The organism is Pseudomonas fuscovaginae SE-1, assembly GCF_000364705.1.
In the GTDB taxonomy this organism is placed as follows: domain Bacteria; phylum Pseudomonadota; class Gammaproteobacteria; order Pseudomonadales; family Pseudomonadaceae; genus Aquipseudomonas; species Aquipseudomonas fuscovaginae_A.
Genome location: NZ_AQOH01000226.1, coordinates 35,523 through 61,302 on the forward strand (window position 1 = coordinate 35,523; position 25,780 = coordinate 61,302).

A 25,780-nucleotide genomic window follows, 5' to 3' on the forward strand; every position below is an offset into this window, starting at 1 on the left:
GGCGCATGAAGCTCCACCACATGACGATTGCCACCGCCCTCCTGCTCATGTCCATCACCTCGGTCGCGGCGCCGGACAGCCGGCGCCAGGCCCAACTCGAACACCTGCTGACCCAGGACTGCGGTGCCTGCCACGGGCTGCACATGACCGGCGGACTCGGCCCCGAGCTGACCCGTACGGCCCTGGCCGGCAAGTCCCGTGACAGCCTGGTCGCCACGGTCGCCCTCGGCCGCCCCGGCACCGCGATGCCCGGCTGGGCTCCCCTGCTCAGCGACGCCGACATCCGTTGGCTGGTCGATCTTCTTCTGAAGGGATACCCCGCACCATGATCCGTTCCATCCTGTTTTCCACCACGACCGCCCTGCTGCTGTCCGCCTGCACCCAGGTTGCCCCGCGAGGGACTGGCGACCTGGGCGTGGTGGTGGAGCGCGCCAGCGGCAGCGTACAAATCATCGAAAGCAGCCACCAGAGCGCGCTGGCTCGTATCGAAGGACTGGGCGATCTGTCCCATGCCTCGATGGTGTTCTCCCCCGACCAGCGCTACGCCTATGTATTCGGCCGGGATGGCGGGCTGAGTCGGATCGACCTGCTCGAACGCCGACTCGACCGCCGCATCATCCAGGGCGGCAACAGCATCGGCGGCGCCATCAGCCAGAACGGCAAGCTGATCGCGGTCTCCAACTACGTGCCCGGCGGCGTCAAGGTCTTCGACGCCGCGACCTTGCAGCAGGTCGCCGACATTCCCGCCACACCGTTGGCCGATGGCGGCAAACGTTCACGGGTGGTCGGCCTGGTGGACGCGCCCGGGCAACGTTTCGTGTTCAGCCTGTTCGACACCGGCGAGATCTGGAGCGCCGATTTCAGTCAGGGCAACACACCGCGGATCGAGCGCTACCAGGACATCGGCCGGCAGCCCTACGATGCCCTGATCACCCCGGACGGCCGCTACTACATGGCTGGCCTGTTCGGCGAGGACGGCATGGCCCAGCTCGACCTCTGGCACCCGGAACGTGGCGTGCGGCGGGTGCTCGGCCACTACGGCCGTGGCCAGGAGAAGCTGCCGGTCTACAAGATGCCACATCTGGAAGGCTGGGCACTGGCCGCCGACCAGGCCTTCGTGCCCGCCGTCGGTCACCACCAGGTGCTGGTCATGGACCCGCGCACCTGGCGGCAGACGGCGACCATCGCGGTGGCCGGCCAGCCGGTGTTCGTCACCGCACGCCCGGACGGCCGCCAACTGTGGGTCAATTTCGCCTACCCGGACAATGATCGGGTGCAGGTCATCGACACCGAAACCCATGCCCTGGTCGCCGATCTGCGCCCGGGGCCGGCGGTGCTGCACATGGAATTCACCGCCCGTGGCGACCAGTTGTGGCTGTCTGCACGCGACGGTGACCAGGTGCAGGTCTGGGATCCGTACCGCCTCGAGCGCCTGGCCAGCCTGCCGGCCAGCTCGCCGAGCGGCATTTTCTTCAGCAGTCGCGCGCAAAGAATGGGGTACTGAGATGGACATGGATTCGCTTGCCCGTCAGTTGATGAACCGCTTCCAGCACGGCATGCCGCTGTGCCCGCAACCCTACCGGGAGATGGCCGACACCTTGGGTTGCACCGAGGAACAATTGCTGGAATGCCTGCGGCACCTGGACCGCAGCGGCCGCCTGTCCCGTGTCGGCCCGGTGTTCGAACACAGCCGCGCCGGGGCCAGCACCCTGGCAGCCCTGGCCGTTCCTGCCGAGCGTCTGCTGCAGGTCGCCGAACGCGTCAGCCGGTACCCCGAGGTCAATCACAACTATGCCCGCGAACATGCCTACAACCTGTGGTTCGTGCTGACCGGCCCCGATCGTGCACACATCGACCAGGTTCTCGACGAACTGCAGCAGGACACCGGCCTCGCGCCCCTGGACCTGCCGATGCTGACCGCCTACCGCATCGACCTCGGTTTCGCCCTGGGAGACGCACCATGAAGCCTGGACTCAGCCCGATACAGACCCTGATGCTACGCCGGCACCTGGAAGCCGGACTGCCACTGGTCTCGCGACCCTACCGCGCCCTCGCCGATCGGATCACGGCCAGTGAACAGCAGGTGCTCGAGCAGATGCGGCAGTGGCAGGAGCAGGGCCTGTTCCGCCGCCAGGGCCTGGTGCTCAATCACCGCGCCCTGGGTTTTACCGCCAACGCCATGCTGGTGCTGGACATTCCGGATGCCCTGGTCGACGAGGTCGGCCGGCGCCTGGGCCAGGCCGCCGGTGTCAGCCTCTGCTATCAACGCCCCCGGCGTCTGCCGCAATGGCGCTACAACCTGTTCTGCATGATCCACGGTCGCCAGCGCGAACAGGTCGAGGCGCACATCCAGGCCTTGCTCGACGAGCAGCAACTGAGTGACCTGCCCCATCAACTGTTGTTCAGCACCCATGCCTTCAAGCAGTGCGGGGGACGCTTCACCGCCTCGACACGGGTACAGCGCCATGGATGAACTCGATCGCCGCCTGATCAACCGCCTGCAACGGGGCCTGCCACTGGTGCGCCAGCCCTGGCGGGCGCTGGCCGAAGAGCTGGGCAACCACGGCAGCGAACTGCTCGAACGCGTCCAGGCGTTGCTCGACGACGGCACCCTCAGCCGCTTCGGCCCGATGTTCGACATCGAACAACTGGGTGGCGCGTTCACCCTGGCGGCGCTGGCGGTCCCGGAAGAACGCTTCGACACGGTGGCCGAACAACTGCACGCCCTGCCCGCCGTGGCCCACAACTATCGACGCGAACACGCCTGGAACATGTGGTTCGTCCTTGCCTGCCCGACCCCACAGGCCATCACCGAAACCCTGCAGCGGATCGAAAGCCTGACCGGCCTGACGCCACTGAACCTGCCCAAGGAGCACACCTACCATGTCGGTCTCTATCTCCCGGTCTGACTCGGTCCTGGCCCAACGGCTGGTCGAGCTGACCCAGGCCGGCCTGCCCCTGCTGGAAGACCCCTGGGCCTGGCTCGCCGAACAGCTTGGGCTGAACGTCGACGCCACGCTGGACCTGCTCAGTCGCCTGCAGGCACAAGGGGCGATCCGGCGCATCGGCGCCGTCCCGAATCACTATCGCCTGGGCTATCGCCACAACGGCATGACGGTCTGGGACGTGCAGGATGAGCAGATGCCGCGACTCGGCGCGCTGATCGGTGCACAGTCCTTCGTCAGTCACTGCTACCGACGTCCGCGCCAGGATGGCTGGCGCTACAACCTGTTCGCCATGGTCCATGGCCGCAGCCGCGAGGAGATCGAGCTTTATCGCACGCAACTGCGCGACCTGCTGGGAGGTGCCTGCATGGCCGACGAGATGCTGGTGAGCAGCCGCATCCTGAAGAAAACCGGCTTGCGGCTACCGCCCGTACAACGCTGAACACCCGCCGAGCCGAGGAGACCGACATGTTGAGGATCAGCCAATACCTGCGCGCCCTGGCCGACCAGGGAGCCGCACCCAGAACCCGCCCGCCGGGCAGCCCGCGGCCGCCGGTGGTGATCTGGAACCTGCTGCGCCGCTGCAACCTGACCTGCCGGCACTGTTATGCGACCTCCGCCGACAGCGTCTTTCGCGATGAACTGGATACGGCCGCCGCACGAGCGGTGATCGACGACCTGCACCAGGCCGGCGTGAAAGTGCTGATCCTGTCCGGCGGCGAACCGCTGCTGCGTGACGATCTGTTCGAGCTCAGCGCCCATGCCCGCAGCAAGGGTCTGTTCGTCGCCCTGTCCAGCAACGGCACACTGATCGATGAACACAACATCGGGCAGATCGCCGAGGCCCACTTCGATTATGTCGGGATCAGCATCGATGGCCTGGAGCAGACCCATGATGCCTTTCGCCAGCTCAAGGGCAGCTTCGCAAGCTCCATGCGGGCGATCCGGCTGTGTCGCGAGCAGGGCATTCGCGTCGGGCTGCGCACCACCTTGACCCAGGCCAATCATGCGCAACTGCCAGGGTTGCTGGACCTGATGCGCGAGTACGACGTGCAGAAGTTCTACCTGTCGCACCTCAACTACAGCGGCCGTGGCAGGCGCAGCCGCCGGCTCGACGCCCATCGGCAGATGAGCCGCGACGCCATGAACCTGATCTTCGAGCGGGCCTGGAAAGACATCCGGCAAGGCCGCGACAGCGACTTCGTCAGCGGCAACAACGATGCCGACGCCATTCTGCTGCTGCACTGGGTAGGCCGGCGCCTGCCGGAACACTACCAGGCGCTGAGGGAAATGCTGCTGGACTGGGGCGGCAACGCTTCGGGCAGTGGCATCGCCAACATCGACAACACCGGCGAAGTGCACCCGGATACCTACTGGTGGCAGCACTCGGTGGGCAATGTACGGCGTACGCCCTTTCGTACCCTCTGGCTGGAGCAGCCCGATCCCCTGCTGCGGCGCCTGCGTGAGCACCCCCGCCGCATCGGTGGCCGTTGCGGGCAATGCCGCTGGCTGGCGATCTGCAATGGCAATACCCGGACCCGCGCCTGGGCCGAAGGCGACCTCTGGGGTCAGGACCCCGGCTGTCACCTGAGCGATGAAGAGATCGGCCTCGAGCCCGTGCCCCTCATCCCCTGCGTCATGCATTGAAACGCCAGCCGGCGAGCCGTCCGACAGAGCACGGCAGCCGGCCCACCTGATGAAGCCCAAGGATTTTCCATGCCAGCCTCCATTACCCTACCGCCCACGCTTGAGTCCTCGTTCCGCGCGGGTGAAGTCGCCCTGGTCGGCGCCGGCCCCGGCGATCCGAGCCTGCTGACACTGCGGGCCTGGAGCCTGTTGCAGCAGGCCGATGCCGTGGTCTATGACCGCCTCGTCAGCCACGCGCTGCTGGGCCTGCTTCCCCTCGCTTGCGCCCGCCACTACGTCGGCAAGGCCAACGGTTGCCATAGTCTGCCCCAGGAGCAGATCAACGCACTGCTCGCCGAGCTCGCCAACCAAGGGCAACGGGTGGTGCGCCTCAAGGGTGGCGACCCATTCATCTTCGGCCGTGGCGCCGAAGAACTCGACTACCTGCTGCAACGAGGCATTGCCTGCCAGGTGGTGCCCGGTGTCACCGCGGCCTCCGGCTGCAGTGCGTACGCCGGTATCGCCCTGACCCATCGCGACCTGGCCAACTCCTGCCGTTTCATCACCGGCCACCTGCAGAAGGACAACGAGCTGTCATTGCCCTGGAACAGCCTGGCCGACGGCAGCCAGACCCTGGTGTTCTACATGGGCCTGTCCAACCTGGCGGTCATCGCGCGGCGCCTGATCGAAGCCGGCTTGCCCGCCCGGACACCGGCGGCGCTGATCAGCAACGGCACCCTGCCCGACCAGCAGGTCATCCGTGGCAGCCTGTACCAACTGCCCGAGCTGGCGCGTGGCTGCCCACCCGGAATACCGACACTGACCGTGATCGGCCAGGTGGTCGACCTGTTCGATGGTCGGCCACTGGAGCATCCGGCGCGTGTTCAGCCCGGTCATGCACGACAAGGCCAACCGTAGCGATCTTCCGGTTATCGAGCCGATGCCCCTGGGACCGGCTCACCAACCCGGATAGAACATCCATTTGGCCAGCAACACGATCAGCACCATGTGCGTGAACACACTGTAGTGAATGAAATGCTGGTGGCGGTCGGTCATGCGAGCACTCCTGAGCAGGAACAGGGCCACCAGAAAATGCCCGAGCACGCTGAAGGCAAGCAGTATCTTCAAGCTGAGCAGGGTGCCGAAGGAAGACGCCAGTGGATGCTCGAGGACCGGCAGATAGCGCAGCCAGACCATGCCCAGCCCGGCACCGAACAGCACCAGCAGCACTCCTGGCATCAATGTCCGGGCGCGTCGACCGACACCCTGTTCGAGCAGCAGCATGACCTTGGCCGGCAGTTGTCGGCGGATGTTCTCCAGGAACAGGACTTCGAAGAACACCGTACCGATGAAGACCAGCGCGGCAAACAGGTGCAAGGTGAGCAGCAGCGGGTAGATCATGAAATCCCCGGTCTCGACGATAGACACAATGGAGTGGCCCGTCGCCTCGACGATACGGGACACCGGCTTGCAGGCAGGCTAGCGTGACCCTCCGCGACCGCCGTTGATATCGATCAAGGCATCCGCCTCCGGGACCGACGACGACCTCACGCCATCGCGCTGAAAAAAGCATTGTGCTATCTCGAGAACCAATGTTATGTTCATAACACGATAAAGATAAATGACACCTACATAACAAACCCAACGCTGGCCCGCCGACATGCCCACGGAAAAAAACAGCTTTCTGCAGCAACTGGAGCAACAGTTCTCCAGCCTGACCCCGACCGGCAAGCGCATCGCCAGCTACCTGCTGGGCAATCCGGAACAGCTGCCGTTCGAATCGGCCGACAGCATCGCCCAGCATGCCTCGACCACCGGCATTTCCGTGGGGCGCTTCCTGCGTTCGCTGGGTTACCAGAACATCGACGACGTGAAAAAGAGCCTGCGTGGCGAAGCGTCGACGTCCTGGCTGATTACCGACCGGATCGGTGCCTTTCGTGCCGAGTCCAACCAGCAAGACGCCCTCGACCGCTCCATGCACCGCGAAATCGAGGCCATCCAGCACGCCTATGGCCTGGCCCGCAGCGACGCCTTCGCCCGGATCGTGCAGCGGATCCATGAGGCCGACGCCGTGTTCATCCTGGGGATCCAGTCGACCCGCGGGATTCTCACCGCCTTCCACAGCCACTTGGAATACATCCGTCCCAAGGTCTATTACGTCGACGGTCTCTCGGGTATCTACGCCGAAACGCTGAACTCGGGCTTTGCCAATCCCTACGCGATCATCGCCGACTTCCGCGCCTACTCCAGCGTGGCCCAGACCTTCTGCCAGGTGGCCCGGGACAACGACCTGCCCCTGGCGCTGATCACCGACCTGCAATGCCCCTGGGCCCGTGACCATGACCTGGACCTGCTGCAACTGAAAACCGATGTCGGCCAGTTCTGGGACTCCCTCGCACCACTGACCTGCCTGCTCAACCTGGTGGTGTCGGCGGTGGCGGAGCAGTACGGCGATCGTCTCGACGAACGCCTGACCCGTAACCGCCAACTGCAGAAAGCCTTCGGCCAGTTCGAAGGTTGAAACATCGCCCCAGCAAGTCCCAACCGGAGTGTTTGTGTGAACGACAACCCCCTTGTAGAGATCGATGCCCAGCGCTACCAGGTGCAGATCGACATGATCTACGCCAGCGCGGACAACCTGGCCGGGAAAGTGATCTACCCCACCGCCCGCTGCCGGCTGCACCGTGAGGCGGCCGGGCGCCTGGAACTGGCCAGCCGGCTGGCCCGCCAGGCCGGCTACACCCTGCGCATCTATGACGCCTACCGCCCTCCCTACGCCCAGCACCTGCTGTGGGAGGCGTTACCGAACAACGACTACGTACGCGACCCGCACCTGGGTTCGCACCACAGCCGTGGCGTGGCGGTGGACCTGACCCTGGTCGACAGCGACAACCAGCCGCTGGACATGGGCAGTGCCTTCGACACCATGGAGGAACGCTCCCATCCGTTCTACCCCGACCTGCCCGTCACGGTGCAGCGCAATCGCCTGCTGCTGCTCGGGGTGATGCTCGCCGCCGGGTTCCAGGCCATCGCCACCGAGTGGTGGCACTACGAATTGCCGAATGCCGACGACTACCCGCTGCTGGAGGACGAATAAGCCACCGCCTGAACCGCAAGACCTGCGCAAAGGGACCTGAGAGTCTCGAAAGCCACACAGCACAGCCGCTTCGAAGGGGCTGAGAACAACAATAACCCGCGCCACTTACGCTTCACCTGCAACTGCCCGGTTATAGCTTTTATAAAAAACCTGACGAACTTCCATACATCGAATGATCAAGGAAACCGGCATGAACCCTATCGACACCGTGACCCGCAAGACCGCCCCCGGCACCGGCAAGCTGCTGCTGACCCTGCTGTGCAGCGCCCTGAGCCTCGGCGCCTGGCAGGCCGCCAGCGCCGCCACGCCACCCGACACGCTGGTCATCGGCAAGCCCGCCGACCCGCAGACCCTCGACCCGGCGGTGACCTTCGACAACAACGACTGGACCATCACCTACCCGTCCTACCAGCGCCTGGTCGGCTACAAGGTCGAAGGCGACAAGAGCAGCACCGAAGTCCAGGGCGACCTGGCCGAAAGCTGGACCGTCTCCCCCGACAACCTGGTCTGGGAGTTCAAGCTCAAGGCCGGCAACAAATTCGATGACGGCGCACCGGTGGACGCCACGGCCGTGAAGTTTTCCTTCGACCGCCTGATGACCCTCAAGCAGGGGCCATCCGGGGCGTTCCCCGAAGACATGGTGGTGTCGGTGGTCGATCCGCAGACCATCCGCTTCACCCTCAAGACCCCGTTCGCGCCGTTCCTGTTCACCCTGGCCCACAACGGCGCCTCGATCATCAACCCGGACGTGGTGAACAAGAGCAGCGACGTCAACGCCTGGCTGTCCAGCCACACCGCAGGCTCCGGCCCCTTCCGCCTGAGCAACTGGCAGAAGGGACAGTCGCTGACCCTGGAGCCCAACAGCTATTACGCCGGGGCCAAGCCGGCCCTGAAGAGCGTGATCATCAAGATCATCGCCGAGCCGTCGGTGCGTCGCCTGCAACTGGAAAAAGGCGATCTGGACATCATCGAGGACATGCCCGAAGACCAACTCGGCGTGCTCGCCAAGAAGCCTGGTGTAGCAGTCAGGGAGTTCCCGTCGCTGCGCGTGACCTACCTGTACCTGAACAACAAGAAGGGCCCGCTGACCAGCGTCGACGCCCGCCGTGGCATCACCGAGGCGGTGGACTACAGCGGTATCGTCAAGGGCATCCTCAAGGACAAGGCCAAGCTGATGAACGGCCCGATCCCGGATGGCATGTGGGCCTACGACAGCTCGCTGCCGCCGATGAAACAGGACCTGGCCGCCGCCAAGGAGAGCCTGGCCAAGGCCCCGCAGAAGGTCACCCAGCTCAGCTACCTGTACTCCGACAAGGACCCGAACTGGGAACCGATCGGCCTGACCCTGCAGGCGGCGCTGGCCCCGCTGGGGGTCAACCTGAAGCTGGAAAAGCTCGCCAACGCGACCCTGCGCGAGCGCGTCGGCCAGGCCGACTACGACATCGCCGCCGGCGCCTGGAGCCCGGACTTCGCCGATCCGTACATGTTCATGAACTTCTGGTTCGACTCCAAGATGCAGGGCCTGCAGGGCAACCGCTCGTTCTACAGCAACCCCGAAGTCGACAAGCTGATTCGTGAAGCGGCGGCCACCAGCGACACCGCCAAGCGCGTCGAGCTGTACCAGACCGCCCAGAAAGCGGTACTCAAGGACAGCGTCTACGCCTACCTCTACCAGAAGAGCTACACCCTGCCGATGCGTGATTCGGTCAAGGGCTACGTGTTCAACCCGATGCTCGAACAGGTCTTCAACCTGGGCAGCATGAGCAAGTAAGCCTGCTCCCCCGCGCCGGCCGTTCGCGGCGGGCGCGGCGTTCCCGTCGTTCGTGTGACTGAGGTGCCAGATGGCCTTCCTGACTCTGTTGCGCAAGCGCCTGCTCGGCCTCGTATTGGTCGTGTTCGGTGTTTCGCTGATTACATTCGCAATTTCCCACCTGATTCCCGGTGACCCGGCCCGGCTGATCGCCGGCGACCGCGCCAGCGATGAACTGGTGGCCGGCATCCGCCACCAGTTGGGCCTGGACCTGCCGCTGTATCAACAATACGGCCGCTACCTGATGGACCTGCTGCACGGTGACCTCGGCACCTCGATCCGTACCAACCGGCCGGTGCTGGAAGACCTGCAGGCGTTCTTCCCCGCCACCCTGGAACTGGCCCTGGTCGCACTGCTGCTGGCGATCCTGGTCGGCGTGCCGCTGGGCGTGCTGTCGGCGGTGTATCACAACCGCGCCATCGACCAGATCGCCCGCACCCTGGCGGTGACCGGCATTTCCACCCCGGCGTTCTGGCTGGGCCTGGGCACCATCGTGCTGTTCTACGGCCAACTGGGTTGGCTGCCGGGTGGCGGTCGTTTGTCGGAAGGGCTGACACCGCCGCCGACCTTCACCGGCTTCTACCTGATCGACGCGCTGATCGCCGGCGACGGCAGCCTGTTCGTCGATGTGCTGCGGCACTTGATCCTCCCCGCCGCCACTCTCGGTTTCGTCACCCTCGGCGTGGTCGCCCGGCAGATCCGCTCGGCCATGCTCGATCAACTGGGCGAGGACTACATCCGCACCGCACGGGCCTATGGCCTGTCGCGCTGGACGGTGATCCTGCGCCACGCGCTGCCCAACGCGCTGATCCCGTCGGTGACGGTGCTCGGCCTGACCCTCGGCGACCTGCTCTACGGCGCGGTACTGACCGAAACCGTGTTCGCCTGGCCCGGCATGGGCGCCTATGTGGTCAAGTCGATCCAGTCGCTGGATTTCCCGGCGGTGATGGGCTTCGCGATCCTGGTGTCCTTCATCTATGTGTTGCTGAACATGGCCATCGATCTTCTGTACCGCGTGATCGACCCACGCATCGGCGAGGTGAGCTGAAATGTCCGTACCCTTGAGTGCAACCCGCACCCCGCGCTGGGGCGACAAGTTCGCCTACCTGGCCTACCAGATCCGCCGCAGCCCACTGACCATGGCCGGGCTGACAATCACGTCCATCGTCCTGCTGTGCATGATCTTCGCACCGTGGCTCGCCAGCCACGATCCCAATGCCCTGAACCTGGCCGAGCGCCTGGCAGAGCCCTCGGCCGAGCACTGGTTCGGTACCGATGAAGTCGGCCGGGACATCTTCAGCCGTGTGCTGTTCGGCAGCCAGCAGTCGGTCGGGGTCGGCCTGTTCGTGGCCTTTGCCTCGTGCCTGATCGGCGGCCTGCTGGGCTGCTTCTCCGGGGTGATCGGCGGGCGTTTCGACGCCCTGGTCATGCGCCTGATGGACATCATGCTGTCGGTGCCCTCTCTGGTACTGATCATGGCCCTGGCCGCCGCACTGGGCGCCAGCCTGTTCAATGCCATGCTGGCGATCACCCTGGTGCGGATCCCGTCCTATGTGCGCCTGGCCCGCGGCCAGTCCCTGAGCATCCGCCAGATGGGGTACGTCAAGGCCGCGCAGACCTTCGGCGCCGGGCGCTGGCACATGGTCCACTGGCACGTCGCGCGCAACGCCATGCCGCCCTTGCTGGTGCAACTGAGCCTGGATATCGGCAGCGCCATCCTCATGGCCTCGGCCCTGGGCTTCATCGGCCTCGGTGCCCAGCAACCGACCGCCGAATGGGGCGCGATGGTCGCCACCGGGCGCAACTACATCCTCGACAACTGGTGGTATTCGACCTTTCCGGGCCTGGCGATCCTGATCACCGCCACCGGCTTCAACCTGCTGGGCGATGGCGTACGCGATCTGCTCGACCCACGGCAACAGGGGAAATGACCATGAGCACCGCCACACCCGTCCTGGCCATCGACAACCTGAGCCTGGAATTCCCGGCCTACAAGCACAACGTCAAGGCGCTCAACGGCGTCTCCCTGCACGTCAACCCCGGCGAGATCGTCGGCGTGGTCGGCGAGTCCGGCTCGGGCAAGTCGGTCACCGCCATGCTCAGCATGCGCCTGCTGCCCGAACGCAGCTACCGCATCACCGCCGGCAGCCTGAGCATGCTCGATCGCGACATGCTGGCCGCCTCCGAAAAGGACCTGCTGCACATTCGCGGCCGTGATGCGGCGATGATCTTCCAGGAACCGATGACCGCCCTGAACCCGACCCGGCGCATCGGTCGGCAGATGCTCGACGTGATCATCCATCACCAGAAGATCAGCGCCGCCGAAGCCCGCCAGAAGGCCATCGACCTGCTGCGCGACATGCACATCGCCAGCCCCGAGCAGGTGCTGGACGCCTACCCGTTCGAGCTGTCCGGCGGTATGCGCCAGCGGGTGATGATCGCCCTGGCGTTCTCCTGCGAACCGCAGTTGCTGATCGCCGACGAGCCGACCACCGCGCTGGATGTGACCGTACAGCGCCAGGTGCTGCTGTTGCTGCGCGAAAAGGCCCGGCAGAAAGGCACCGCGATCCTGCTGATCACCCACGACATGGCGTTGGTTTCGCAGTTCTGCGACCGGGTCTATGTGATGTACACCGGTGCGGTGGTCGAGCAAGGCAGCACCGCCGAAGTGATGGGCAACCCGCAGCACCCGTACACTCGCGGGCTGCTCAGCGGCCTGCCGGAGATGGTCGAGCCGGGGCAGCCGCTGCAGACCATTCCCGGGCAGGTGCCGAACCTGGCCGCCCTGCCCGAGGGCTGCACCTTCGGCGAACGCTGCCCGCATCGCATGCCGGCCTGCGCCCAGCGTCCGTCCCTCACCCCCATCAACGGCAACGAGCAACGCAAGAGCGCCTGCTGGCTGCCGGCCAAGGAGCTGTCGCAATGAACAGTGCCGTCATTCATCCGCAACCGCAAACCGCGCCGGAAATCCTGCGACTCGACGACGTTCGCGTGCGCTTTCCGGTGAGCAACGACTGGCTTGGCCGTCCGCGGGGCTACGCCCATGCGCTGAACGGCATCGACCTGCAGGTCCGGGCTGGCGAAACCCTGGGCATCGTCGGCGAATCCGGCTGCGGCAAGAGCACCCTGGCGCAGTTGCTGATGGGCCTGATCGCCCCCAGCAGCGGTACCCTGAACTGGCCCGAACACGCTCACGGCCAGAGCGGGCGCAACGTGCAGATCGTCTTCCAGGACCCGCAATCGTCCCTCGACCCGCGCCTGCCGATCTGGCGCATCATCACCGAACCGCTGTACGCCCGAGGACACCCGTCCCGTGAGCAGATGCGCGCGGTCGCCGCCAAGGTCGCTTCCCAGGTCGGGATACGCCCGGAATACCTGGATCGCTTCCCCCACCAGTTCTCCGGAGGTCAGCGCCAGCGGATCGCCATTGCCCGAGCGCTGTCATCGGACCCGGACATCATCGTCCTCGACGAGCCGACCTCGGCCCTGGACATCTCGGTGCAGGCGCAGATCCTCAACCTGCTGGCCGAACTGCAGCGGGCGCGCAAGCTGACCTACATCCTGATTTCGCACAACGTCTCGGTGGTGCGGCACATGGCCGACCGGGTGGCGGTGATGTACCTGGGGCAGATCGTCGAACTGGGCAGCGCCGCCCAGGTGCTGGACACGCCGCTGCATCCTTACACTCGCCTGCTGTTCGAGGCGGTGCCGCGTCTGGGTGTGCCGCTGCAGGACGACCAGGTGGCCGCGCCCACCGAGCTGCCGGGCAACCGGCGCCTGCCGCGGGGGTGTTTCTTTCGCGAACGCTGCCGGCTCTGCACCGTGGGCTGTGAGCAGCCCCAGGTCATGGTGGGCTCGGAACAGCAAAGGGTCCGGTGTCATATCCAGCGCTAATCGCGGCACCAACTGGACCGATCGGCACCTCTTGCCAAGCACGCCAGCCATCGGTTACGAGAATTGACCTAAGGGATTGAATGGCAATCGACTGCAGCATAGAGATCGGCGGTTACCGTACGCTTATGTCAGCCAGGATGGCAAACCGATATGTGTTTTGGCATGGGTTTGCCAAAAGACACGGCAGATATCAGATGCCTGCGCGAGGGTTTGCAGTTCAGCCACCCCGTGTTGGCACTGCTCCTACTTGCCACCGCCTCTAGCGTGCGCAAGTGGGAGCAAGGCGATACACGCCCTGCCGGGCCGGCCCTCAAACGCTCAACACCATTACGGACAAAGGATTGCAAGCAATCCTCTGACCGTTTGAGCGTCAGAGACGCTGATCCCTCGAAAGGGGATCAGCGAATTGATTCGACGATGGGCTCGTTGGCAGCCCTGAACCTCACTTTTTGAGATACTCGAGTTGAAGGGCCACAAAATCAGCTGTTGCCGTACCGTAACGACTGGCAATGCCTTTCAGCGCAACATCCAGCGCCCCCGCCGCAGCACCGGTAGGGAGGGCAAGCGTTGTGTGGCCGGCATCTGCAATCGCGTCAGGCAGCAACAGCAGACCATGTCTTGAATGAACGCTTGTGCGGGTACTGCTCGCCAACGCATGGGAACGATAGGTACGTGACCAGGCATCTGCGGTCAGCGCCAGTGCGATCTCATCGTAGCCCTCCTCGACCGACACCTCGACCGCCTCATCCCTCCAGAAGGCGAGCAGGTTTGCCAACGCGACAAAACCACGCCCCGTCGTCAACCTGAATTGGCTGCTGTCGTGGGCAGGCCCCCATGAATCCACACCCAGGCGCCTGGCCGTAACATCGGCGGTCGAGTGACCCGCGACAGCCTCGACCAGCGCCAAGGACGCGGGAATCGACGCACTGACCCCCGTGGTCGTCATCACGTTGCCATCGGCCACGTAACGGCGATCTTGCACCCAGCGGGTATTGGGGTACCGCCTCTTGAGCGAGGCCAGCGAATACCAGTGTGAAGTCGCAACCCGGTCGCGCAACAGTCCGGCATTGGCCAACACCCAGGCGCCATCGCAAATCGAGACGACCAGCGCACCAGCGCGTGCCTGTTTGCGCACCCAGGCAAGCAGCGCCGGGTCATCCGCGCGGTGCATGGCTGGCACCACAAGAATATCGGCGCCCTCCGGCGTGGCAAGGTCGAACTCGGCTGTGCTCATCTTCGCCTGGATCTCGAGTGCCGGCATCAACCTCACCCTACCGGGCCGAGTCGATACGGCGACCACCTCCATCACTCCGGACTCCTTGAGCACGCCATAGGGCACCAGAAAATCGGTGGTCTCGGTACCCGCGTTGTCAGCCAGTACCACCACAAGCGGGCGACTGCGCCCCGACTTGGGCACCGGCACCTGGATCAGGCTCCCCATATCATTGCGAACCACCTGTTTCGAAGACTCGGAAAGCGACGGAACGGCGCAGGCCACCAGCAGCAATAATCCCAATACGAGTACCACGATTGCGCTACGGTGGGCGTGTGTCATGAAGCGTCTCTTCTGCCTGATTGCTCGCCAGGAAAATTACCCGCACCATGGCGTGACCAAAAGGTCAATTCAGTCGCATTTTCCGCCATGACTTATCTGCAACGAAAAACCCGCACGGTCGCCGTCGTCGGCTTCGACGGTGTTCAGTCACTGGACGTAGTCGGGCCGATGGAAGTATTCGCCGTCGCCAATCGCCACAGCACTGCCGAGGTGACTCCATATGAGGTCGTACTGGCCTCGACCGATGGCCATGAGATCGCCACCCACGCCGGTTTTCGACTCGCTGGAGCCATCGCACTTGCTGACCTGCCCGCAGAATTGGATACGATCATCATTGCCGGAGGGAGTGAGGATGCGCTGCGTAGTGCAGCTTGCGAAGACGGAGTTTTGCCCTGGTTACGCGAGCGCTCCACCCAGACAAGACGTATCGCCAGTGTCTGTACAGGCGCCTTCGTACTGGCGGCAGCGGGCTTTCTCGACAATCGTCGCGCGACCACCCACTGGAACGCCTGCGAGTTGCTGAAGGCACTCAGACCCGCGATTCAGGTCGAGCCGGATGCGATCCATGTCGCCCAACCCCCTTTTTACACCTCGGCCGGTGTCACGGCGGGGATCGACTTGTGCCTATCACTGGTGGAAGCCGACTGTGGGGCGGCAGTCGCCCTGGCTGTTGCCCGTGAACTGGTGCTCTATATGCGTCGACCAGGCGGACAGTCGCAGTTCAGTGCCGGACTGAAGGTTCCTGCGAACGCAACACCGCGCTTGCGCTCGCTGATAGCCGACATCATCGACGACCCCAGTGGGGACCTCAGCGGTCCGGCGCTGGCTAAACGGGCCGCCATGAGTGAAAGAACGCTGTCGCGGATGTTCCGCAAGGAAACAGGCCATCCACCGGGCTACTTCATCGAAACCGCTCGCGTCGACCGGGCCAAGCTATTGCTCGAAACATCGGAATGGCCACTGGCGAGAATTGCCGATCGCGCCGGTTTCGGCAGCCTGGACGCCCTGCACAGGGCTTTTCTCAAACGTGTCGGCGCAACGCCAGGCTTTTATCGTGAGAGATTTGGAGCACAACGCGCTGACCGGGACCAACCCGACTGAGGCTCTAGCCCTGGGCACCATTGCGTGAGTAGCGGTACAGCGACACGCAGTAAAGCACCAACGCCACTCCCGCCAACGCACCGCCGACCACGCCGATACAGGAAAACCCGAGCTGGCGCCCCACCCAGCTCCCGACCAGGGCCCCGCCGCCGATACCGATATTGTAGATCCCCGAAAACATCGCCATGGCCACGTCGGTGGCGTCCGGCGCCAGCTCCAGCACCTTGCGCTGCAGCGACAGGCCAAAGCCCATGATGGCGATACCCCAGAAGATGCTCAGCACGCTCAGTGCCGAAACATTGCCACTCAAGGGCAACAGCAGGAGCAGGCAAACAGTCAGCAACGAGGTCACCACCAATAGAAACGGCTGCGGGTGTTGCCGATTGAACCTGCTGAACAGCCACGAGCCCAGGACTCCGGCACCACCGAACAGCAACAGGATCAGGGTGACCACCTCGCCGCTCATGCCCGCCACGGTCTTGATGAACGGTTCGACGTAGCTGTAGGCGGTGAACTGTGCGGTGATCACAGCCGCCGTCAGGCAGTAGACCGCCACCAGTGCCGGGCGCTTGAACAACACCGGCAGGCTTCTCAATGAGCCGGAGTTCTGGCTCGGCAGCAGCGGCAGGGTTTTCCCGAGCCAGAGCACCAGGCCGCCGGCCAATACGGCAATCACCAGGAAAGTGGTGCGCCAGCCCATGGCTTCGCCCAGCAACCGACCCAGCGGAATCCCCAGCACCATCGCCATGGACGTACCGGTCGACAGCAGGCCCAGCGCCTGTACCTGCTTGCCCGGTGGCGCCACCCGCACCGCCAGGGACGCAGTGATGGACCAGAACAGCGCATGGGCCAGGGCAATACCGATCCGGCTCACCAGCAGAATGCCGAAGCTGCTGGCGATGCTCGACAGCACATGGCTGGCAATGAACAACCCGAACAACACGATCAGCAACTTGCGTCGCTCGACGTTACGGGTCAACAGCATCATCGGCAGCGAGGTCAGGGACACCACCCAGGCGTAAATCGTCAGCATCAAGCCGACCTGGGCGCTCGACATGTCGAAGCTCTCGCCGATGGCACTCAACAGTCCCACCGGCACGAACTCGGTGGTATTGAAGACAAAGGCAGCCAGGGCCAACGCGATCACCTGTTGCCAGTTGCCCGTGTGTTCAGTTGCTGGGGTGGTCATTTGCAAATCCGTCTTACGCTATCGAGGATCGGGCCATCGACGGCTCTGGGGCCGGATGTCCGAAGAAAAAGCAGGTGAAAGTGAAATGGGTGACTCACAGGATGCAAGTGTCGCTCCCCGGGGCAGCCCGACTGTTGGAAAATGGCCAGCCCGCTCAAGTCACGTTGAAACATAGCAGGTGTGGCGCCCTGCAGATATGACAGGGGAAACAACGGTCAGCCGCCTCACGCATACCAGGCATTGAGCAGCAACAGTTCTACAACGGCCACACACGCCGCGAAAATCAGGAATCCCGGCGAAAACACGCGTTTTCGCCGATGGCTTGCAGCGTCCGGCAGATTCAGAATCCCGGCGATCAGATCAAGTAGCTCGCTCATGTGCATCCATAGCGCGAGTTCCTCCTGTTTTCAGTGCAGCGTCGCCGCGCGACGACTCTGGCCGATCCGGATACGGTCCAGTGCACGATTCAAGGCGTCCAAGGCATTGAGGAGCGCCTGGGCCTCTGCTTCCCGACCATCACCCCAAAGGCGTTCCGCCATTTTGTTCAGGGCCTGGATCGACTTTTCGATATCGGCCGCTGTCGCTGCCGAGCTACCTGCCAGCTGTGTCTTGGGCATTTTTCGAACTTCGATTGAGGAGGGATGGAGTTTTTTACCATGTCGGGCCCGCCACTGAAAGCAAGACACGTTTGTCTTCCTGGCGCCCCGAAAGACATCTCTCGCCACGGCGGCTTCACAAGCAGCCGTTCGCCGCCAGGCTGCGATGCGTTCGTGGCTATCGTCAGGAAACGCACCCAGCCCCCCAGCCAGCATGGGTAACCGCGGGAACGACACCAGGTAATTGGCCATGTTGAAGAAACCGAGGAATCTCACTTGCGACGAGAACCAGCAGACCAGCCCAAGCCAGACCAGCATGAACGCCTGCAACGCGAGATACTTTTCATGGAACCAGGCGGTTTTCCTGAGAAAGTCCAACCGTCCGTGGTCAACGAAATAATCCTCCGCCCTGGCGATGACCGGCAGCCAACGGTGCGGCTCGCTGTCGAGCGCAATGTCGCTGTAGAAAATGCCAAGGCTGGTCAGCCAGGACACAAGCAAACAGCCGCCTCACCCGCACAACCGTATTCCTGTCGCCATTCGTGGACTCTTTTTTCCTCATTTTTCAGACACCCGCGCATTTCTCTGCGACAGTCCGGCATAGAGAGAACACAGCCCTCGCTGCCTGAAAAAATGTATTAGGGGTCCAGGGCCGGACACTCAAGGCCTGGCAGGTCGGAAAACGAACGCCGCCGCCCCCCAGAGCAACCCGAGCAACGCCGCACAGCCGGAAGCCGACAGCACGCCCAGCTTGGCAATCCCCAGCAGGCTCTGGTCGGTGTAGGCCAGGCCGGCAATGAAGATGGACATGGTGAAACCGATACCGGCCAGCAGGCCGATCAGCACCACGCCACGCCACTCCACGCCTTCCGGCAGTTGGCAAAGCCGTGTCTTGACCAGCACCAGGCAGGACACCGCCACGCCCACCGGCTTGCCCAGGACCAGGGCCAGAAACACGCCGATCATGACCGCCCGGGTGGAGCCGGAATCCAGCGACAGATGGCCAATCTCGACCCCGGCGTTGGCCAGGGCGAACAGCGGCATGATGCCGTAGGCCACCCAGGGATGCAGGGCAACCTGCACGCGCTTGACCGGTGCCAGCAGTTCACGGTGGGCCTGGCGAATCCGATTGAGCGGCTGGTGTACCGCATCGTGATCCGGGCGTTCGCTGACATGCACGACCAACTCGCGAATGGCGTTGCTGAGAGTCGCCAGCGGACGCTCCGTGGCAGGTCGGGAATAGACCGGCGTCATCAGCCCCAGCACCACCCCGGCCAGGGTCGGATGCACGCCCAGGATGGCAAAGCCCGCCCAGAGAACGGCCCCCGGAATCAGATACAACCAGGCATTGGCGATCCCCATTCGCTGGAACAGCAGCACCGCCAGGATCCCCGCCACCGCCACCACGGCGCCCAGCGGATTCAGTGAACTGGTGTAGAACAGGGCGATGATCAGTACGGCCACGATGTCGTCGATGATCGCCAGGGCGAGCAGGAACACCCGGACCCCGGAAGGAATCGTTTTCCCGAGAAGCGCGAGCACCCCGACGGCGAAAGCGATGTCCGTCGCCGTGGGCACGGCCCAACCGCTGATGGACTCATGCCCGGCGTTGAAGAACACATAGACCAGAGCCGGCACTGCCACCCCGCCCAGGGCCGCCATGACCGGCAGTGTCGCCATACGCATGTTGGACAGCGAGCCGTCCTTCATTTCAGAGCGGATCTCCATCCCGACCACCAGGAAGAAGATCGTCATGAGCCCGTCATTGACCAGATAGTGCAAGGTCGCTCCAGCGGAAAAACCGCCCAATGAAATGCTCAGGCGAGCATGCCAGAAGGCCTCATAGCCGACAGTTGTCGGCAGGTTGGCCCAGAGCAAGGCAGCGATGGCGGCAATGAGCAGCACGATGCCGCTGACGGCTTCGATATGACTGAAACGCTCAATGGCGGCCAGCGCCTGATGGGTGAGTCGCTGAACTCGAGGGATAGAGTGGGATGCGGGTGTGTTGGGTGCGGGCATGAGCCATCCTCACCAGCGGCCCGACCGGCGTAAGTCTTTAACCTGCGCCTTTCGATTGAAAGCCACACCCCCGTATATCCTAGGGTGAATGCCAATGTCGCTGCAACCCAATCAAGCCGATGAGCCAGGTCCGCCGCTGCGAACCGATCGGCAAGGGCCCGCTACCCCTCGATACCCGAGGCCCAGCCAGGCCCCCCGCACGGTAGCCAGACCTTCAGAGCAGGATCTCGACATCTGCCGTAGGGAAAGCGACACAGGAATAGATCCAGCCGAAGTCCCGATCGGACTTGCGCAGATGGGCCTCCTGGGGATTGAACACCGTGCCGCGCAGCAGCTTGACCCGGCACAGGCTGCACTCGCCGGAACGGCAGGCGTTTTCAGTGCCGTAGCCGTTGCGTTCCAGTGCGTTGAGCAAGGGCTCGCCAACACGGCTGCGGAATTGACCACGCCCACTGACGGTCACGGTGACCTCATCGTCCAGTGAAACCCCTTCAGGCCATCCCGCCTGCTCGTCCGGTGCCTTGGGCGCGCCGTTGGCCTCGACGCGAATACGTCGACGCTTGGCGCCCAATGCCGTGAGCAGCTCGATGCAACTGTCGTTGAACGGCGTCGGACCGCACACGTAGAACATCTTGTCGCCAATCTCGCCGAGCAGTTGCTGCAGCAGTGGCTGCGTCAGGCGACCGGCATGGCCCCGGTAGCCGGCCGGAGGACGCGAGATCACTTCGCTCAGGGTGAAGTTCGCATGGCGATCGGCCAGGCCACGGAATTCGTCATCGAAGATCACGTCATCGACGTAGCTGTTCACATAGATCAGGTGGAAACGGTACGGCAGGCCACGTTCGAGGATGTCCAGCAGGATGCTGCGCGCCGGCGCGCCACCCGAGCCGCCGGCGAGGAACACCAGGTCATCGCCATGGAACAGCGGATTGTGGTGAAAGCTGCCCATGGGACCGGAACTGAGCAGGCGTTGACCCGCCACGACCTTGTCGAGCAGGTGATTGGACACGAAACCGCCTGTGGCCCGCTTCACCGTCAGGTCGTAATGGGAACGCTGCGAGGGTGAGGAGGACATGGCATAGGGACGAGCGGTGGCGACGCCATCGATGTCGACGAACAGGTTGATGTACTGCCCGGCCTGGAACGGCGGCAGCACGCCGCGGTCCACGGCGACCAGGCGCAGAGTGCGGGTGCTGGCGGTCTCGTCGATGATCTGCGCAACCTCCAGCTCCAGCCGCTTGGGGTGCAACCGCACCACGGTACTGGCGACCTCGCCGCTGATTTCACGAAAGTCGCTGCCCGTCTGTTCCAGTGCCTCCTTGACTTGCCAGGCTTCACGAAAGCCCGCGACGGCATTCAACAGGTTCTGCTCAGACATGCTCCACCTCCTTGCTGTTCAACTGCTTGAGCACCGCCCTGGCGGTGGATTCGCCCGCCATGTAGGTCGGCTGGAAGCCGCCCATGGTGGTCCATGAGCCGGCAATGTAGAGACCGGGCACACCGTCCAGGCGCTCGCGCAGCAAGGCCGAGTCCTGTGCGCTCTGCTGGAACCCGTAGATGGCACCGCCAGGCGTGTTGAGGTAGCGCATCATGGTCAGCGGTGTGGCGACTTCGACCTCCTCGATGTACTCGCGCACCTTCGGGTAGACCCTCTCGATCAGCCCGATGAGCTGCTCGGCGAACGCATACTTGGTCTGCGCGTAGTGCTGCGGCGACACGGCCTTCCAGGGCTCGGCATACTGCAGGCAGACCAGCACCACCTGGCTCTTGCCGGGAGGCGCGGCGTCGGGGTCCTCGAGGTTGTAGCAGGTCAGCATGCCGCCCAGAGGCGGCTCCAGGCTGCCCATGCGCTGGAAGATCTGCTCTTCATCCATGGTCTCGTAGATGAAACTGGACGCCTGGGTGACGCCCAGCTCCTTCGGGGTGCAGTCCAGGCCCAGGTAGATGACGAAAGCCGAGGTGCCCATGCGCCGCGATTTGAAGTCCTGCCGGACCTGGAGCGGTGGCTGCTCAAGGTCCAGCAGCTCGTTGAAGGTGGTCAGCGGGCTGGCATTGGACACCACGGCGTCACAGGAAACGCTTTCGCCCCCCTCCAGACGGACACCGCTGACGCGGCCATCGCGGGTATGAATCCTCTCAGCACCACAGTTGAAACGAACCTCGCCGCCGGCTTCGAGAAACGACTCCACCAAGGCACTGGACAGCGCCTGGGAACCGCCCTTGACATGCCAGGGCTTGAACGCCGCATAGGCATAGAGCATCGCCGCCAGGTCGGGGAATGGCAATTGGCCAGGAGGCACGCCAAGGTAGAGCCAATAGGTGGCCACCACCCGCTTCAGCCTGGTGTCGCTGAAGAATTCATCCAGCACCTCCCGCACCGAACGAAAGCCGTACTTCACGAAATGGGGGCACATCGACTCGAGCATCGCCTGACTGTTGCCGCGGCGTGCCTGCGGCAGGGTCATGAAGCTTTCCAGGGTGATCTTCTCGCACAGCGTCAGGAAATCCGCGATCGCCTGGGACTCTGCCGGAAACAGCCCCTGCAGGGTATCGCGCACACCCGACCAACTGGCCGGCAGCGTCACGTCGATCTCTCCCGGTACCACCAGGCGGTACAGCGCCTGCTCCTGGACGAACTCGACCTTGTCCAGCACACCGAGCTTGTCGAACAGCTTGCGCATGATGAACGGCTTGTCCGCTGTGCCCAGGCCGCTGAGCTGGTGCAGCGCCACCTCGAACTCGAAGTCGCCGCGCACGAAGGAGGTGGCGCAACCTCCCGGGATATTGTGCCGTTCCAACAGCAGGGTTCGACAGCCACCTCGCTGCAAGGCGGTCGCGGCGGTCAGTCCGGCGTTGCCGGCACCGATCACTACGGCGTCATAGTGCTTCATGCTCTTCCCCTTAACTTATCAGCGCTAAGATCACGATAAAAAAATACCCCGGGTGGGTGTGCCTTCGTTCGTATGAACAAGCGACGTCGGCGTTCTTCTGGCGCACAGGCTACGAAGCAATCTTATCACTGTCAAGATACTTCCCCATGTTAAGATCCAGGCTGCTCCGTGCCCTCCAACCCCCTGCCGTCGAGACCGACCACGCATGACCAAGACCTCAGCCCGCCCACGCGAGACCTACCATGTGGGCAACCTGGCGCCGCAACTGCTCGACGCAGCCCGGCAGATGCTCGAGGAGGTGGGACCGACCAAATTGTCGTTGCGGGCCGTGTCGGAACGGGTCGGGGTCAGCTCCACAGCGGCCTACCACCACTACGCGAACCGCGCGGAACTCATCGGCCATCTGGCCGCACAGGGCTTTCGCGAGTTGGCCAAGGCGCTGCTGATCAGAGATGCCCACAGCGAGGGCGTGCAGAAGCTGCGTAACGCGAGCCTGGCCTACTTCAGCTTCGCCCGCGCCAACCCGGCCCTGTATCAGTTGATGTTCGGGCCGGAATTCGCCAATGGCGAGATGATCGCGCAGCTCAAGGTGGCGCGCGAAGAAGCATTCGGCGAACTCAAGCGCATCATCGCCGAGATACTGGGGCTGGATATGCAGCATGCGCACGTGCGACGGGCCGCCCTTGCCGGCTGGTCCTATACCCACGGCCTGGCGTCGCTGGTGATCCACAACGTGCTGCACTTCCCGGCCGGGACCACCGACGAGCGTTTCGTCGACAGCACCCTGCAAGGCTTTGCGCAGTTGTTCAAGGTCGAGGGCCGAAACTGATGCTCAGGCCGCGGACACCATCCTCTTGAGCGGCGACCTCTCGCAAGCACTGAAGAAACCGACGGAGCCGAAAGTGGAGCAATGTGCCGTCCAACAGCCGATACATTCAACTGGGCTCCCAGTACCGCCACCACACCGATGACTACCAGAGCCATGGCATCGCGCTGCAGGACTCCGGCGAAGTGCTGCCCGGCCTCGACCTGCCAGGCGGCTACACCGATGTGCGGATCGACGGAGAGGATGGAGACCGGGCACGCCAGTACGTGCCCAAGCACAGAGTCCATGGCATGCTGACCTACCGCCTGCCCGGCCTGCCCCGAAGCCCTCGCCCGCTCAGCCGGGCGTCACACCAGTTCCTCCTCGATCCACCCGCGAATCAGGCTCCAGACCATGGTCAGGTTCAAGGTCGGTTCGCATTCGGTCATCAGCATCGCCACCTGCAGCACCGAGCGCGGGTCCCGCGTATCGGTGTCCAGCTCCTTCGTCAACCGCACCCAGTGGCCCCACAGGCGCATTTCACCGTCCTGGCCGACCGTCGGCCAGCGGCCCTTGCGGTACGGTATGCCCAGCATCGTACGGCGAATCGCGACCTCCTTGGGCGACAACCCGAACAGCTCGAGAATCATCGGCGAACTGGCCCCCAGGCGGATCGCCCGGCTGATCTGTTCCTCCTCGTCACTGTCCCGGGTGCGCGAGAGCAGCCGCTGGACGACGTCACCGTCGACCAGCACCTTGAACCACGGCACCGGCGAGTTCACCAGAGCGCCCATGCAGCGAGGGTCGATCAGGGTCTGCAGGTCCTTCTCCTCAAACCCCATGGCCAGGCAATTACGCAACTGGCCATTCTTGATGTTGTTCATGATTTGAAAGGCGACAGCCAGATTCAACGGGTGCATATAAACCTCTACCATTCCATGGTCGGATGATGGCCCGGGTGGGGCCAGCCTGCTTCATGCCACAGAGTCCGCTGGGCCGGGGGCGTGTTCGTCGCGACGGGCAAACTCGACGCTGAGGATCTCGACACCCGCCCAGCCCTCCACGTGGCTGGCCAGTTCGAACAGAAAACCGTCGCGCCGCAATGATGCGTGGTTGATCCTGAGCAGCACCATGCAGGTCTGGTCAGCACTGGTATCGGAACTCAAATCCATTTGTGTGTACTCCCTGTGATCGCTATCGCAGCCGGCTGCGACGGACTGATGGTTGAGCAGTTACGGTGAACTTTCCTCAGGCCACTCGCGAATCCCCTGGGGCGATTCAGAGCGCCATCCTTCCCCGCACTGCCCGATTTTGTGATGCCCCTAATTATGTAGTCGCTGCGTGCAAGGCTATCTGTAAGACAAGGCGTCCTTCCTGCGGGAAAAAGCGGGCGTCATTCGTGAGGTGTTGACGGTGGGGAGCTGTTCGCATTCAAAAGCAGGCCTGCAAGCGCCCCATCGGGGACGCTCACAAGAAAGTTCAGAACGCCGCCTCGTAGACCGCCAGGGCATCGGCCGGCCCGACGTCACGGGGATTGTTCACCAGCAACCGTTGTTGCTGCATCGCATCCTCGGCCAGTTGCCCAAGGCACTCGCGCGGCACGTCCACATCACGCAACCGGGTGGGTAGGCCGCACCGTGGCGCCAACTGCGCCAACTCCTCGATGAACTGCTCGCAGCGGGCCTGCTGATCACCGGCCTGCAGCCGTTCGCCGAGCAGCAACGGCGCCAGTTCGGCGTAGTCGGCGAAGGCTTCGGCACGGTTGAAGCGCATCACGTGCGGCAACACCAGGGAATTGGCCAGCCCATGGGGCACGTGGAACTGCGCGCCCAGCGGATAGGCCAGCGCATGCACGGCCGCCACCGGTGCGTTGGCAAACGCCTGCCCGGCCAGGCAGGCGCCCAGCAGCATGGCCTGGCGAGCCGCGAGGTCGCCCCCCTGGTGTACGGCCTGGTCGAGGTTCGCGGCCAGCAGACGCAACGCCTCACGGGCCAGCAGGCTCGACAGCGGGTTGCGCCTGATCCTGCTGGTGTAGGCCTCGATGGCATGGACCATGGCATCGATACCGGTGGCCGCGGTGATCGCCGGCGGCAGGCCGAGGGTGAGCCGGGCATCGAGCAGGGCCAGGTCCGGCAGCAGTATCGGGGACACCACCCCCATCTTGCTGGCCTGCCCGGTGGTGATCACCGCGATGGGCGTGACCTCCGAACCGGTGCCCGCCGTGGTCGGCACCTGGATCAGCGGCAGGGGCC

The 25,780-nt window shown here is 64.0% G+C and carries 28 protein-coding genes; 17 read left to right on the forward strand and 11 right to left on the reverse strand.

Annotation, left to right across the window (positions count from 1 at the left end; translation table 11 throughout):
* Window positions 1-5 precede the first annotated feature (5 nt).
* The 8 genes from K675_RS0119505 to cobA all read left to right on the forward strand — a co-directional run bounded on the left by K675_RS0119505 (window position 6) and on the right by cobA (window position 5,489).
* A complete protein-coding gene (locus K675_RS0119505) occupies window positions 6-329 on the forward strand; it encodes a c-type cytochrome (protein WP_017905162.1) in 324 nt (107 codons plus the stop codon).
* Window positions 326-1,504 (forward strand): cytochrome D1 domain-containing protein, encoded by a 1,179-nt coding sequence (locus K675_RS0119510; protein ID WP_017905163.1) that lies wholly within the window; start codon window positions 326-328, stop codon window positions 1,502-1,504. The genes K675_RS0119505 and K675_RS0119510 overlap by 4 nt, the downstream gene beginning before the upstream one ends.
* Window position 1,505: 1 nt before the next feature.
* Window positions 1,506-1,964 (forward strand): Lrp/AsnC family transcriptional regulator, encoded by a 459-nt coding sequence (locus tag K675_RS0119515; protein WP_017905164.1) that lies wholly within the window; start codon window positions 1,506-1,508, stop codon window positions 1,962-1,964.
* Complete coding sequence (locus K675_RS0119520; RefSeq protein WP_017905165.1) at window positions 1,961-2,473, forward strand: Lrp/AsnC family transcriptional regulator; 513 nt, start codon at window positions 1,961-1,963, stop codon at window positions 2,471-2,473. Before K675_RS0119515 ends, K675_RS0119520 begins: the two co-directional genes overlap by 4 nt.
* Window positions 2,466-2,909, forward strand: a complete 444-nt coding sequence (locus K675_RS0119525; protein ID WP_017905166.1) for an Lrp/AsnC family transcriptional regulator — start codon at window positions 2,466-2,468, stop codon at window positions 2,907-2,909. The genes K675_RS0119520 and K675_RS0119525 overlap by 8 nt, the downstream gene beginning before the upstream one ends.
* Window positions 2,884-3,387 carry an Lrp/AsnC family transcriptional regulator gene (locus K675_RS0119530; RefSeq protein ID WP_017905167.1) on the forward strand — a complete coding sequence of 168 codons (504 nt, stop codon included), beginning with the start codon at window positions 2,884-2,886 and terminating at the stop codon, window positions 3,385-3,387. The genes K675_RS0119525 and K675_RS0119530 overlap by 26 nt, the downstream gene beginning before the upstream one ends.
* A 26-nt stretch (window positions 3,388-3,413) precedes the next feature.
* Window positions 3,414-4,592 carry a heme d1 biosynthesis radical SAM protein NirJ gene (nirJ, locus tag K675_RS0119535; protein ID WP_017905168.1) on the forward strand — a complete coding sequence of 393 codons (1,179 nt, stop codon included), beginning with the start codon at window positions 3,414-3,416 and terminating at the stop codon, window positions 4,590-4,592.
* Window positions 4,593-4,661: 69 nt separating this feature from the next.
* Window positions 4,662-5,489 carry a uroporphyrinogen-III C-methyltransferase gene (cobA, locus tag K675_RS0119540; RefSeq protein WP_017905169.1) on the forward strand — a complete coding sequence of 276 codons (828 nt, stop codon included), beginning with the start codon at window positions 4,662-4,664 and terminating at the stop codon, window positions 5,487-5,489.
* A gap of 39 nt (window positions 5,490-5,528) precedes the next feature.
* On the opposite strand, the gene K675_RS0119545 is transcribed toward cobA, so the two are convergent.
* Window positions 5,529-5,972 (reverse strand): CopD family copper resistance protein, encoded by a 444-nt coding sequence (locus tag K675_RS0119545; RefSeq protein WP_026145361.1) that lies wholly within the window; start codon window positions 5,970-5,972, stop codon window positions 5,529-5,531.
* Window positions 5,973-6,231: 259 nt separating this feature from the next.
* Between K675_RS0119545 and K675_RS0119550 the strand changes: the two genes are divergently transcribed.
* From K675_RS0119550 to K675_RS0119580, 7 genes are all read left to right on the forward strand, one after another.
* Window positions 6,232-7,092 carry a MurR/RpiR family transcriptional regulator gene (locus tag K675_RS0119550; RefSeq protein ID WP_017905171.1) on the forward strand — a complete coding sequence of 287 codons (861 nt, stop codon included), beginning with the start codon at window positions 6,232-6,234 and terminating at the stop codon, window positions 7,090-7,092.
* A 36-nt stretch (window positions 7,093-7,128) separates the two neighbouring features.
* Window positions 7,129-7,668: a D-alanyl-D-alanine dipeptidase gene (gene ddpX / locus K675_RS0119555; protein WP_017905172.1), complete on the forward strand. Its 540-nt coding sequence runs from the start codon at window positions 7,129-7,131 to the stop codon at window positions 7,666-7,668.
* 190 nt (window positions 7,669-7,858) lie between these two features.
* Window positions 7,859-9,439 (forward strand): ABC transporter substrate-binding protein, encoded by a 1,581-nt coding sequence (locus tag K675_RS0119560; protein WP_017905173.1) that lies wholly within the window; start codon window positions 7,859-7,861, stop codon window positions 9,437-9,439.
* Between the two features lie 70 nt (window positions 9,440-9,509).
* Complete coding sequence (locus K675_RS0119565; protein WP_017905174.1) at window positions 9,510-10,526, forward strand: ABC transporter permease; 1,017 nt, start codon at window positions 9,510-9,512, stop codon at window positions 10,524-10,526.
* A gap of 1 nt (window position 10,527) precedes the next feature.
* On the forward strand, window positions 10,528-11,409 hold the full coding sequence (gene ddpC, locus K675_RS0119570) for a D,D-dipeptide ABC transporter permease (RefSeq protein ID WP_017905175.1): 882 nt from the start codon (window positions 10,528-10,530) through the stop codon (window positions 11,407-11,409).
* Window positions 11,406-12,404 (forward strand): ABC transporter ATP-binding protein, encoded by a 999-nt coding sequence (locus tag K675_RS0119575; RefSeq protein ID WP_017905176.1) that lies wholly within the window; start codon window positions 11,406-11,408, stop codon window positions 12,402-12,404. Before ddpC ends, K675_RS0119575 begins: the two co-directional genes overlap by 4 nt.
* Window positions 12,401-13,372: an ABC transporter ATP-binding protein gene (locus K675_RS0119580; RefSeq protein WP_017905177.1), complete on the forward strand. Its 972-nt coding sequence runs from the start codon at window positions 12,401-12,403 to the stop codon at window positions 13,370-13,372. The genes K675_RS0119575 and K675_RS0119580 overlap by 4 nt, the downstream gene beginning before the upstream one ends.
* Before the next feature lie 442 nt (window positions 13,373-13,814).
* On the opposite strand, the gene K675_RS0119585 is transcribed toward K675_RS0119580, so the two are convergent.
* The gene (locus K675_RS0119585) at window positions 13,815-14,927 is read right to left on the reverse strand and encodes a DJ-1/PfpI family protein (protein WP_017905178.1); all 1,113 of its coding nucleotides are present in this window, start codon (window positions 14,925-14,927) and stop codon (window positions 13,815-13,817) included.
* Window positions 14,928-15,014: 87 nt separating this feature from the next.
* On the opposite strand from K675_RS0119585, the gene K675_RS0119590 reads away from it, so the two are divergent.
* Entirely contained in the window at window positions 15,015-16,028 is a 1,014-nt protein-coding gene (locus tag K675_RS0119590) for a GlxA family transcriptional regulator (protein ID WP_017905179.1), read from the forward strand.
* Window positions 16,029-16,032: 4 nt separating this feature from the next.
* Here K675_RS0119590 and K675_RS0119595 read toward each other — a convergent pair whose 3' ends face one another.
* From K675_RS0119595 to K675_RS0119620, 6 genes are all read right to left on the reverse strand, one after another.
* Window positions 16,033-17,217, reverse strand: a complete 1,185-nt coding sequence (locus K675_RS0119595) for a sugar transporter (RefSeq protein WP_017905180.1) — start codon at window positions 17,215-17,217, stop codon at window positions 16,033-16,035.
* A 224-nt stretch (window positions 17,218-17,441) separates the two neighbouring features.
* Window positions 17,442-17,594, reverse strand: a complete 153-nt coding sequence (locus K675_RS33430; protein ID WP_198291662.1) for a hypothetical protein — start codon at window positions 17,592-17,594, stop codon at window positions 17,442-17,444.
* Window positions 17,595-17,624: 30 nt separating this feature from the next.
* The gene (locus K675_RS0119605; RefSeq protein ID WP_026145362.1) at window positions 17,625-17,834 is read right to left on the reverse strand and encodes a hypothetical protein; all 210 of its coding nucleotides are present in this window, start codon (window positions 17,832-17,834) and stop codon (window positions 17,625-17,627) included.
* A 639-nt stretch (window positions 17,835-18,473) separates the two neighbouring features.
* Complete coding sequence (gene nhaA / locus K675_RS0119610; protein ID WP_017905183.1) at window positions 18,474-19,832, reverse strand: Na+/H+ antiporter NhaA; 1,359 nt, start codon at window positions 19,830-19,832, stop codon at window positions 18,474-18,476.
* A 214-nt stretch (window positions 19,833-20,046) separates the two neighbouring features.
* The gene (locus tag K675_RS0119615; protein ID WP_017905184.1) at window positions 20,047-21,210 is read right to left on the reverse strand and encodes an FAD-binding oxidoreductase; all 1,164 of its coding nucleotides are present in this window, start codon (window positions 21,208-21,210) and stop codon (window positions 20,047-20,049) included.
* The gene (locus K675_RS0119620; RefSeq protein ID WP_017905185.1) at window positions 21,203-22,723 is read right to left on the reverse strand and encodes a phytoene desaturase family protein; all 1,521 of its coding nucleotides are present in this window, start codon (window positions 22,721-22,723) and stop codon (window positions 21,203-21,205) included. Before K675_RS0119620 ends, K675_RS0119615 begins: the two co-directional genes overlap by 8 nt.
* Window positions 22,724-22,928: 205 nt before the next feature.
* Here K675_RS0119620 and K675_RS0119625 point away from each other — a divergent pair, with 205 nt between their 5' ends.
* A complete protein-coding gene (locus K675_RS0119625) occupies window positions 22,929-23,552 on the forward strand; it encodes a TetR/AcrR family transcriptional regulator (protein WP_017905186.1) in 624 nt (207 codons plus the stop codon).
* Window positions 23,553-23,896: 344 nt separating this feature from the next.
* Here the strand turns inward: K675_RS0119625 and K675_RS0119630 are convergent, their stop codons facing one another.
* The 3 genes from K675_RS0119630 to K675_RS0119640 form a co-directional block, all read right to left on the reverse strand.
* On the reverse strand, window positions 23,897-24,448 hold the full coding sequence (locus tag K675_RS0119630) for a DUF2857 domain-containing protein (protein ID WP_017905187.1): 552 nt from the start codon (window positions 24,446-24,448) through the stop codon (window positions 23,897-23,899).
* 54 nt (window positions 24,449-24,502) lie between these two features.
* On the reverse strand, window positions 24,503-24,700 hold the full coding sequence (locus K675_RS0119635; RefSeq protein ID WP_017905188.1) for a hypothetical protein: 198 nt from the start codon (window positions 24,698-24,700) through the stop codon (window positions 24,503-24,505).
* Between the two features lie 307 nt (window positions 24,701-25,007).
* Window positions 25,008-25,780, reverse strand: a 773-nt coding sequence (locus tag K675_RS0119640; RefSeq protein ID WP_017905189.1) for an iron-containing alcohol dehydrogenase, incomplete at its 5' end; no start/stop codon positions are given.

Excerpts from the sequence above, each read along its gene's own strand:
- K675_RS0119505 (WP_017905162.1), top strand. The coding sequence starts at position 6 with ATGAAGCTCCACCACATGACGATTGCCACCGCCCTCCTGCTCATGTCC.
- K675_RS0119510 (WP_017905163.1), top strand. The coding sequence starts at position 326 with ATGATCCGTTCCATCCTGTTTTCCACCACGACCGCCCTGCTGCTGTCC.
- K675_RS0119515 (WP_017905164.1), top strand. The coding sequence starts at position 1,506 with ATGGACATGGATTCGCTTGCCCGTCAGTTGATGAACCGCTTCCAGCAC.
- K675_RS0119520 (WP_017905165.1), top strand. The coding sequence starts at position 1,961 with ATGAAGCCTGGACTCAGCCCGATACAGACCCTGATGCTACGCCGGCAC.
- K675_RS0119525 (WP_017905166.1), top strand. The coding sequence starts at position 2,466 with ATGGATGAACTCGATCGCCGCCTGATCAACCGCCTGCAACGGGGCCTG.
- K675_RS0119530 (WP_017905167.1), top strand. The coding sequence starts at position 2,884 with ATGTCGGTCTCTATCTCCCGGTCTGACTCGGTCCTGGCCCAACGGCTG.
- nirJ (WP_017905168.1), top strand. The coding sequence starts at position 3,414 with ATGTTGAGGATCAGCCAATACCTGCGCGCCCTGGCCGACCAGGGAGCC.
- cobA (WP_017905169.1), top strand. The coding sequence starts at position 4,662 with ATGCCAGCCTCCATTACCCTACCGCCCACGCTTGAGTCCTCGTTCCGC.
- K675_RS0119545 (WP_026145361.1), bottom strand. The coding sequence starts at position 5,972 with ATGATCTACCCGCTGCTGCTCACCTTGCACCTGTTTGCCGCGCTGGTC.
- K675_RS0119550 (WP_017905171.1), top strand. The coding sequence starts at position 6,232 with ATGCCCACGGAAAAAAACAGCTTTCTGCAGCAACTGGAGCAACAGTTC.
- K675_RS0119560 (WP_017905173.1), top strand. The coding sequence starts at position 7,859 with ATGAACCCTATCGACACCGTGACCCGCAAGACCGCCCCCGGCACCGGC.
- K675_RS0119565 (WP_017905174.1), top strand. The coding sequence starts at position 9,510 with ATGGCCTTCCTGACTCTGTTGCGCAAGCGCCTGCTCGGCCTCGTATTG.
- ddpC (WP_017905175.1), top strand. The coding sequence starts at position 10,528 with ATGTCCGTACCCTTGAGTGCAACCCGCACCCCGCGCTGGGGCGACAAG.
- K675_RS0119575 (WP_017905176.1), top strand. The coding sequence starts at position 11,406 with ATGACCATGAGCACCGCCACACCCGTCCTGGCCATCGACAACCTGAGC.
- K675_RS0119580 (WP_017905177.1), top strand. The coding sequence starts at position 12,401 with ATGAACAGTGCCGTCATTCATCCGCAACCGCAAACCGCGCCGGAAATC.
- K675_RS0119585 (WP_017905178.1), bottom strand. The coding sequence starts at position 14,927 with ATGACACACGCCCACCGTAGCGCAATCGTGGTACTCGTATTGGGATTA.
- K675_RS0119590 (WP_017905179.1), top strand. The coding sequence starts at position 15,015 with ATGACTTATCTGCAACGAAAAACCCGCACGGTCGCCGTCGTCGGCTTC.
- K675_RS0119595 (WP_017905180.1), bottom strand. The coding sequence starts at position 17,217 with ATGACCACCCCAGCAACTGAACACACGGGCAACTGGCAACAGGTGATC.
- K675_RS33430 (WP_198291662.1), bottom strand. The coding sequence starts at position 17,594 with ATGAGCGAGCTACTTGATCTGATCGCCGGGATTCTGAATCTGCCGGAC.
- K675_RS0119605 (WP_026145362.1), bottom strand. The coding sequence starts at position 17,834 with ATGCCCAAGACACAGCTGGCAGGTAGCTCGGCAGCGACAGCGGCCGAT.
- nhaA (WP_017905183.1), bottom strand. The coding sequence starts at position 19,832 with ATGCCCGCACCCAACACACCCGCATCCCACTCTATCCCTCGAGTTCAG.
- K675_RS0119615 (WP_017905184.1), bottom strand. The coding sequence starts at position 21,210 with ATGTCTGAGCAGAACCTGTTGAATGCCGTCGCGGGCTTTCGTGAAGCC.
- K675_RS0119620 (WP_017905185.1), bottom strand. The coding sequence starts at position 22,723 with ATGAAGCACTATGACGCCGTAGTGATCGGTGCCGGCAACGCCGGACTG.
- K675_RS0119625 (WP_017905186.1), top strand. The coding sequence starts at position 22,929 with ATGACCAAGACCTCAGCCCGCCCACGCGAGACCTACCATGTGGGCAAC.
- K675_RS0119630 (WP_017905187.1), bottom strand. The coding sequence starts at position 24,448 with ATGCACCCGTTGAATCTGGCTGTCGCCTTTCAAATCATGAACAACATC.
- K675_RS0119635 (WP_017905188.1), bottom strand. The coding sequence starts at position 24,700 with ATGGATTTGAGTTCCGATACCAGTGCTGACCAGACCTGCATGGTGCTG.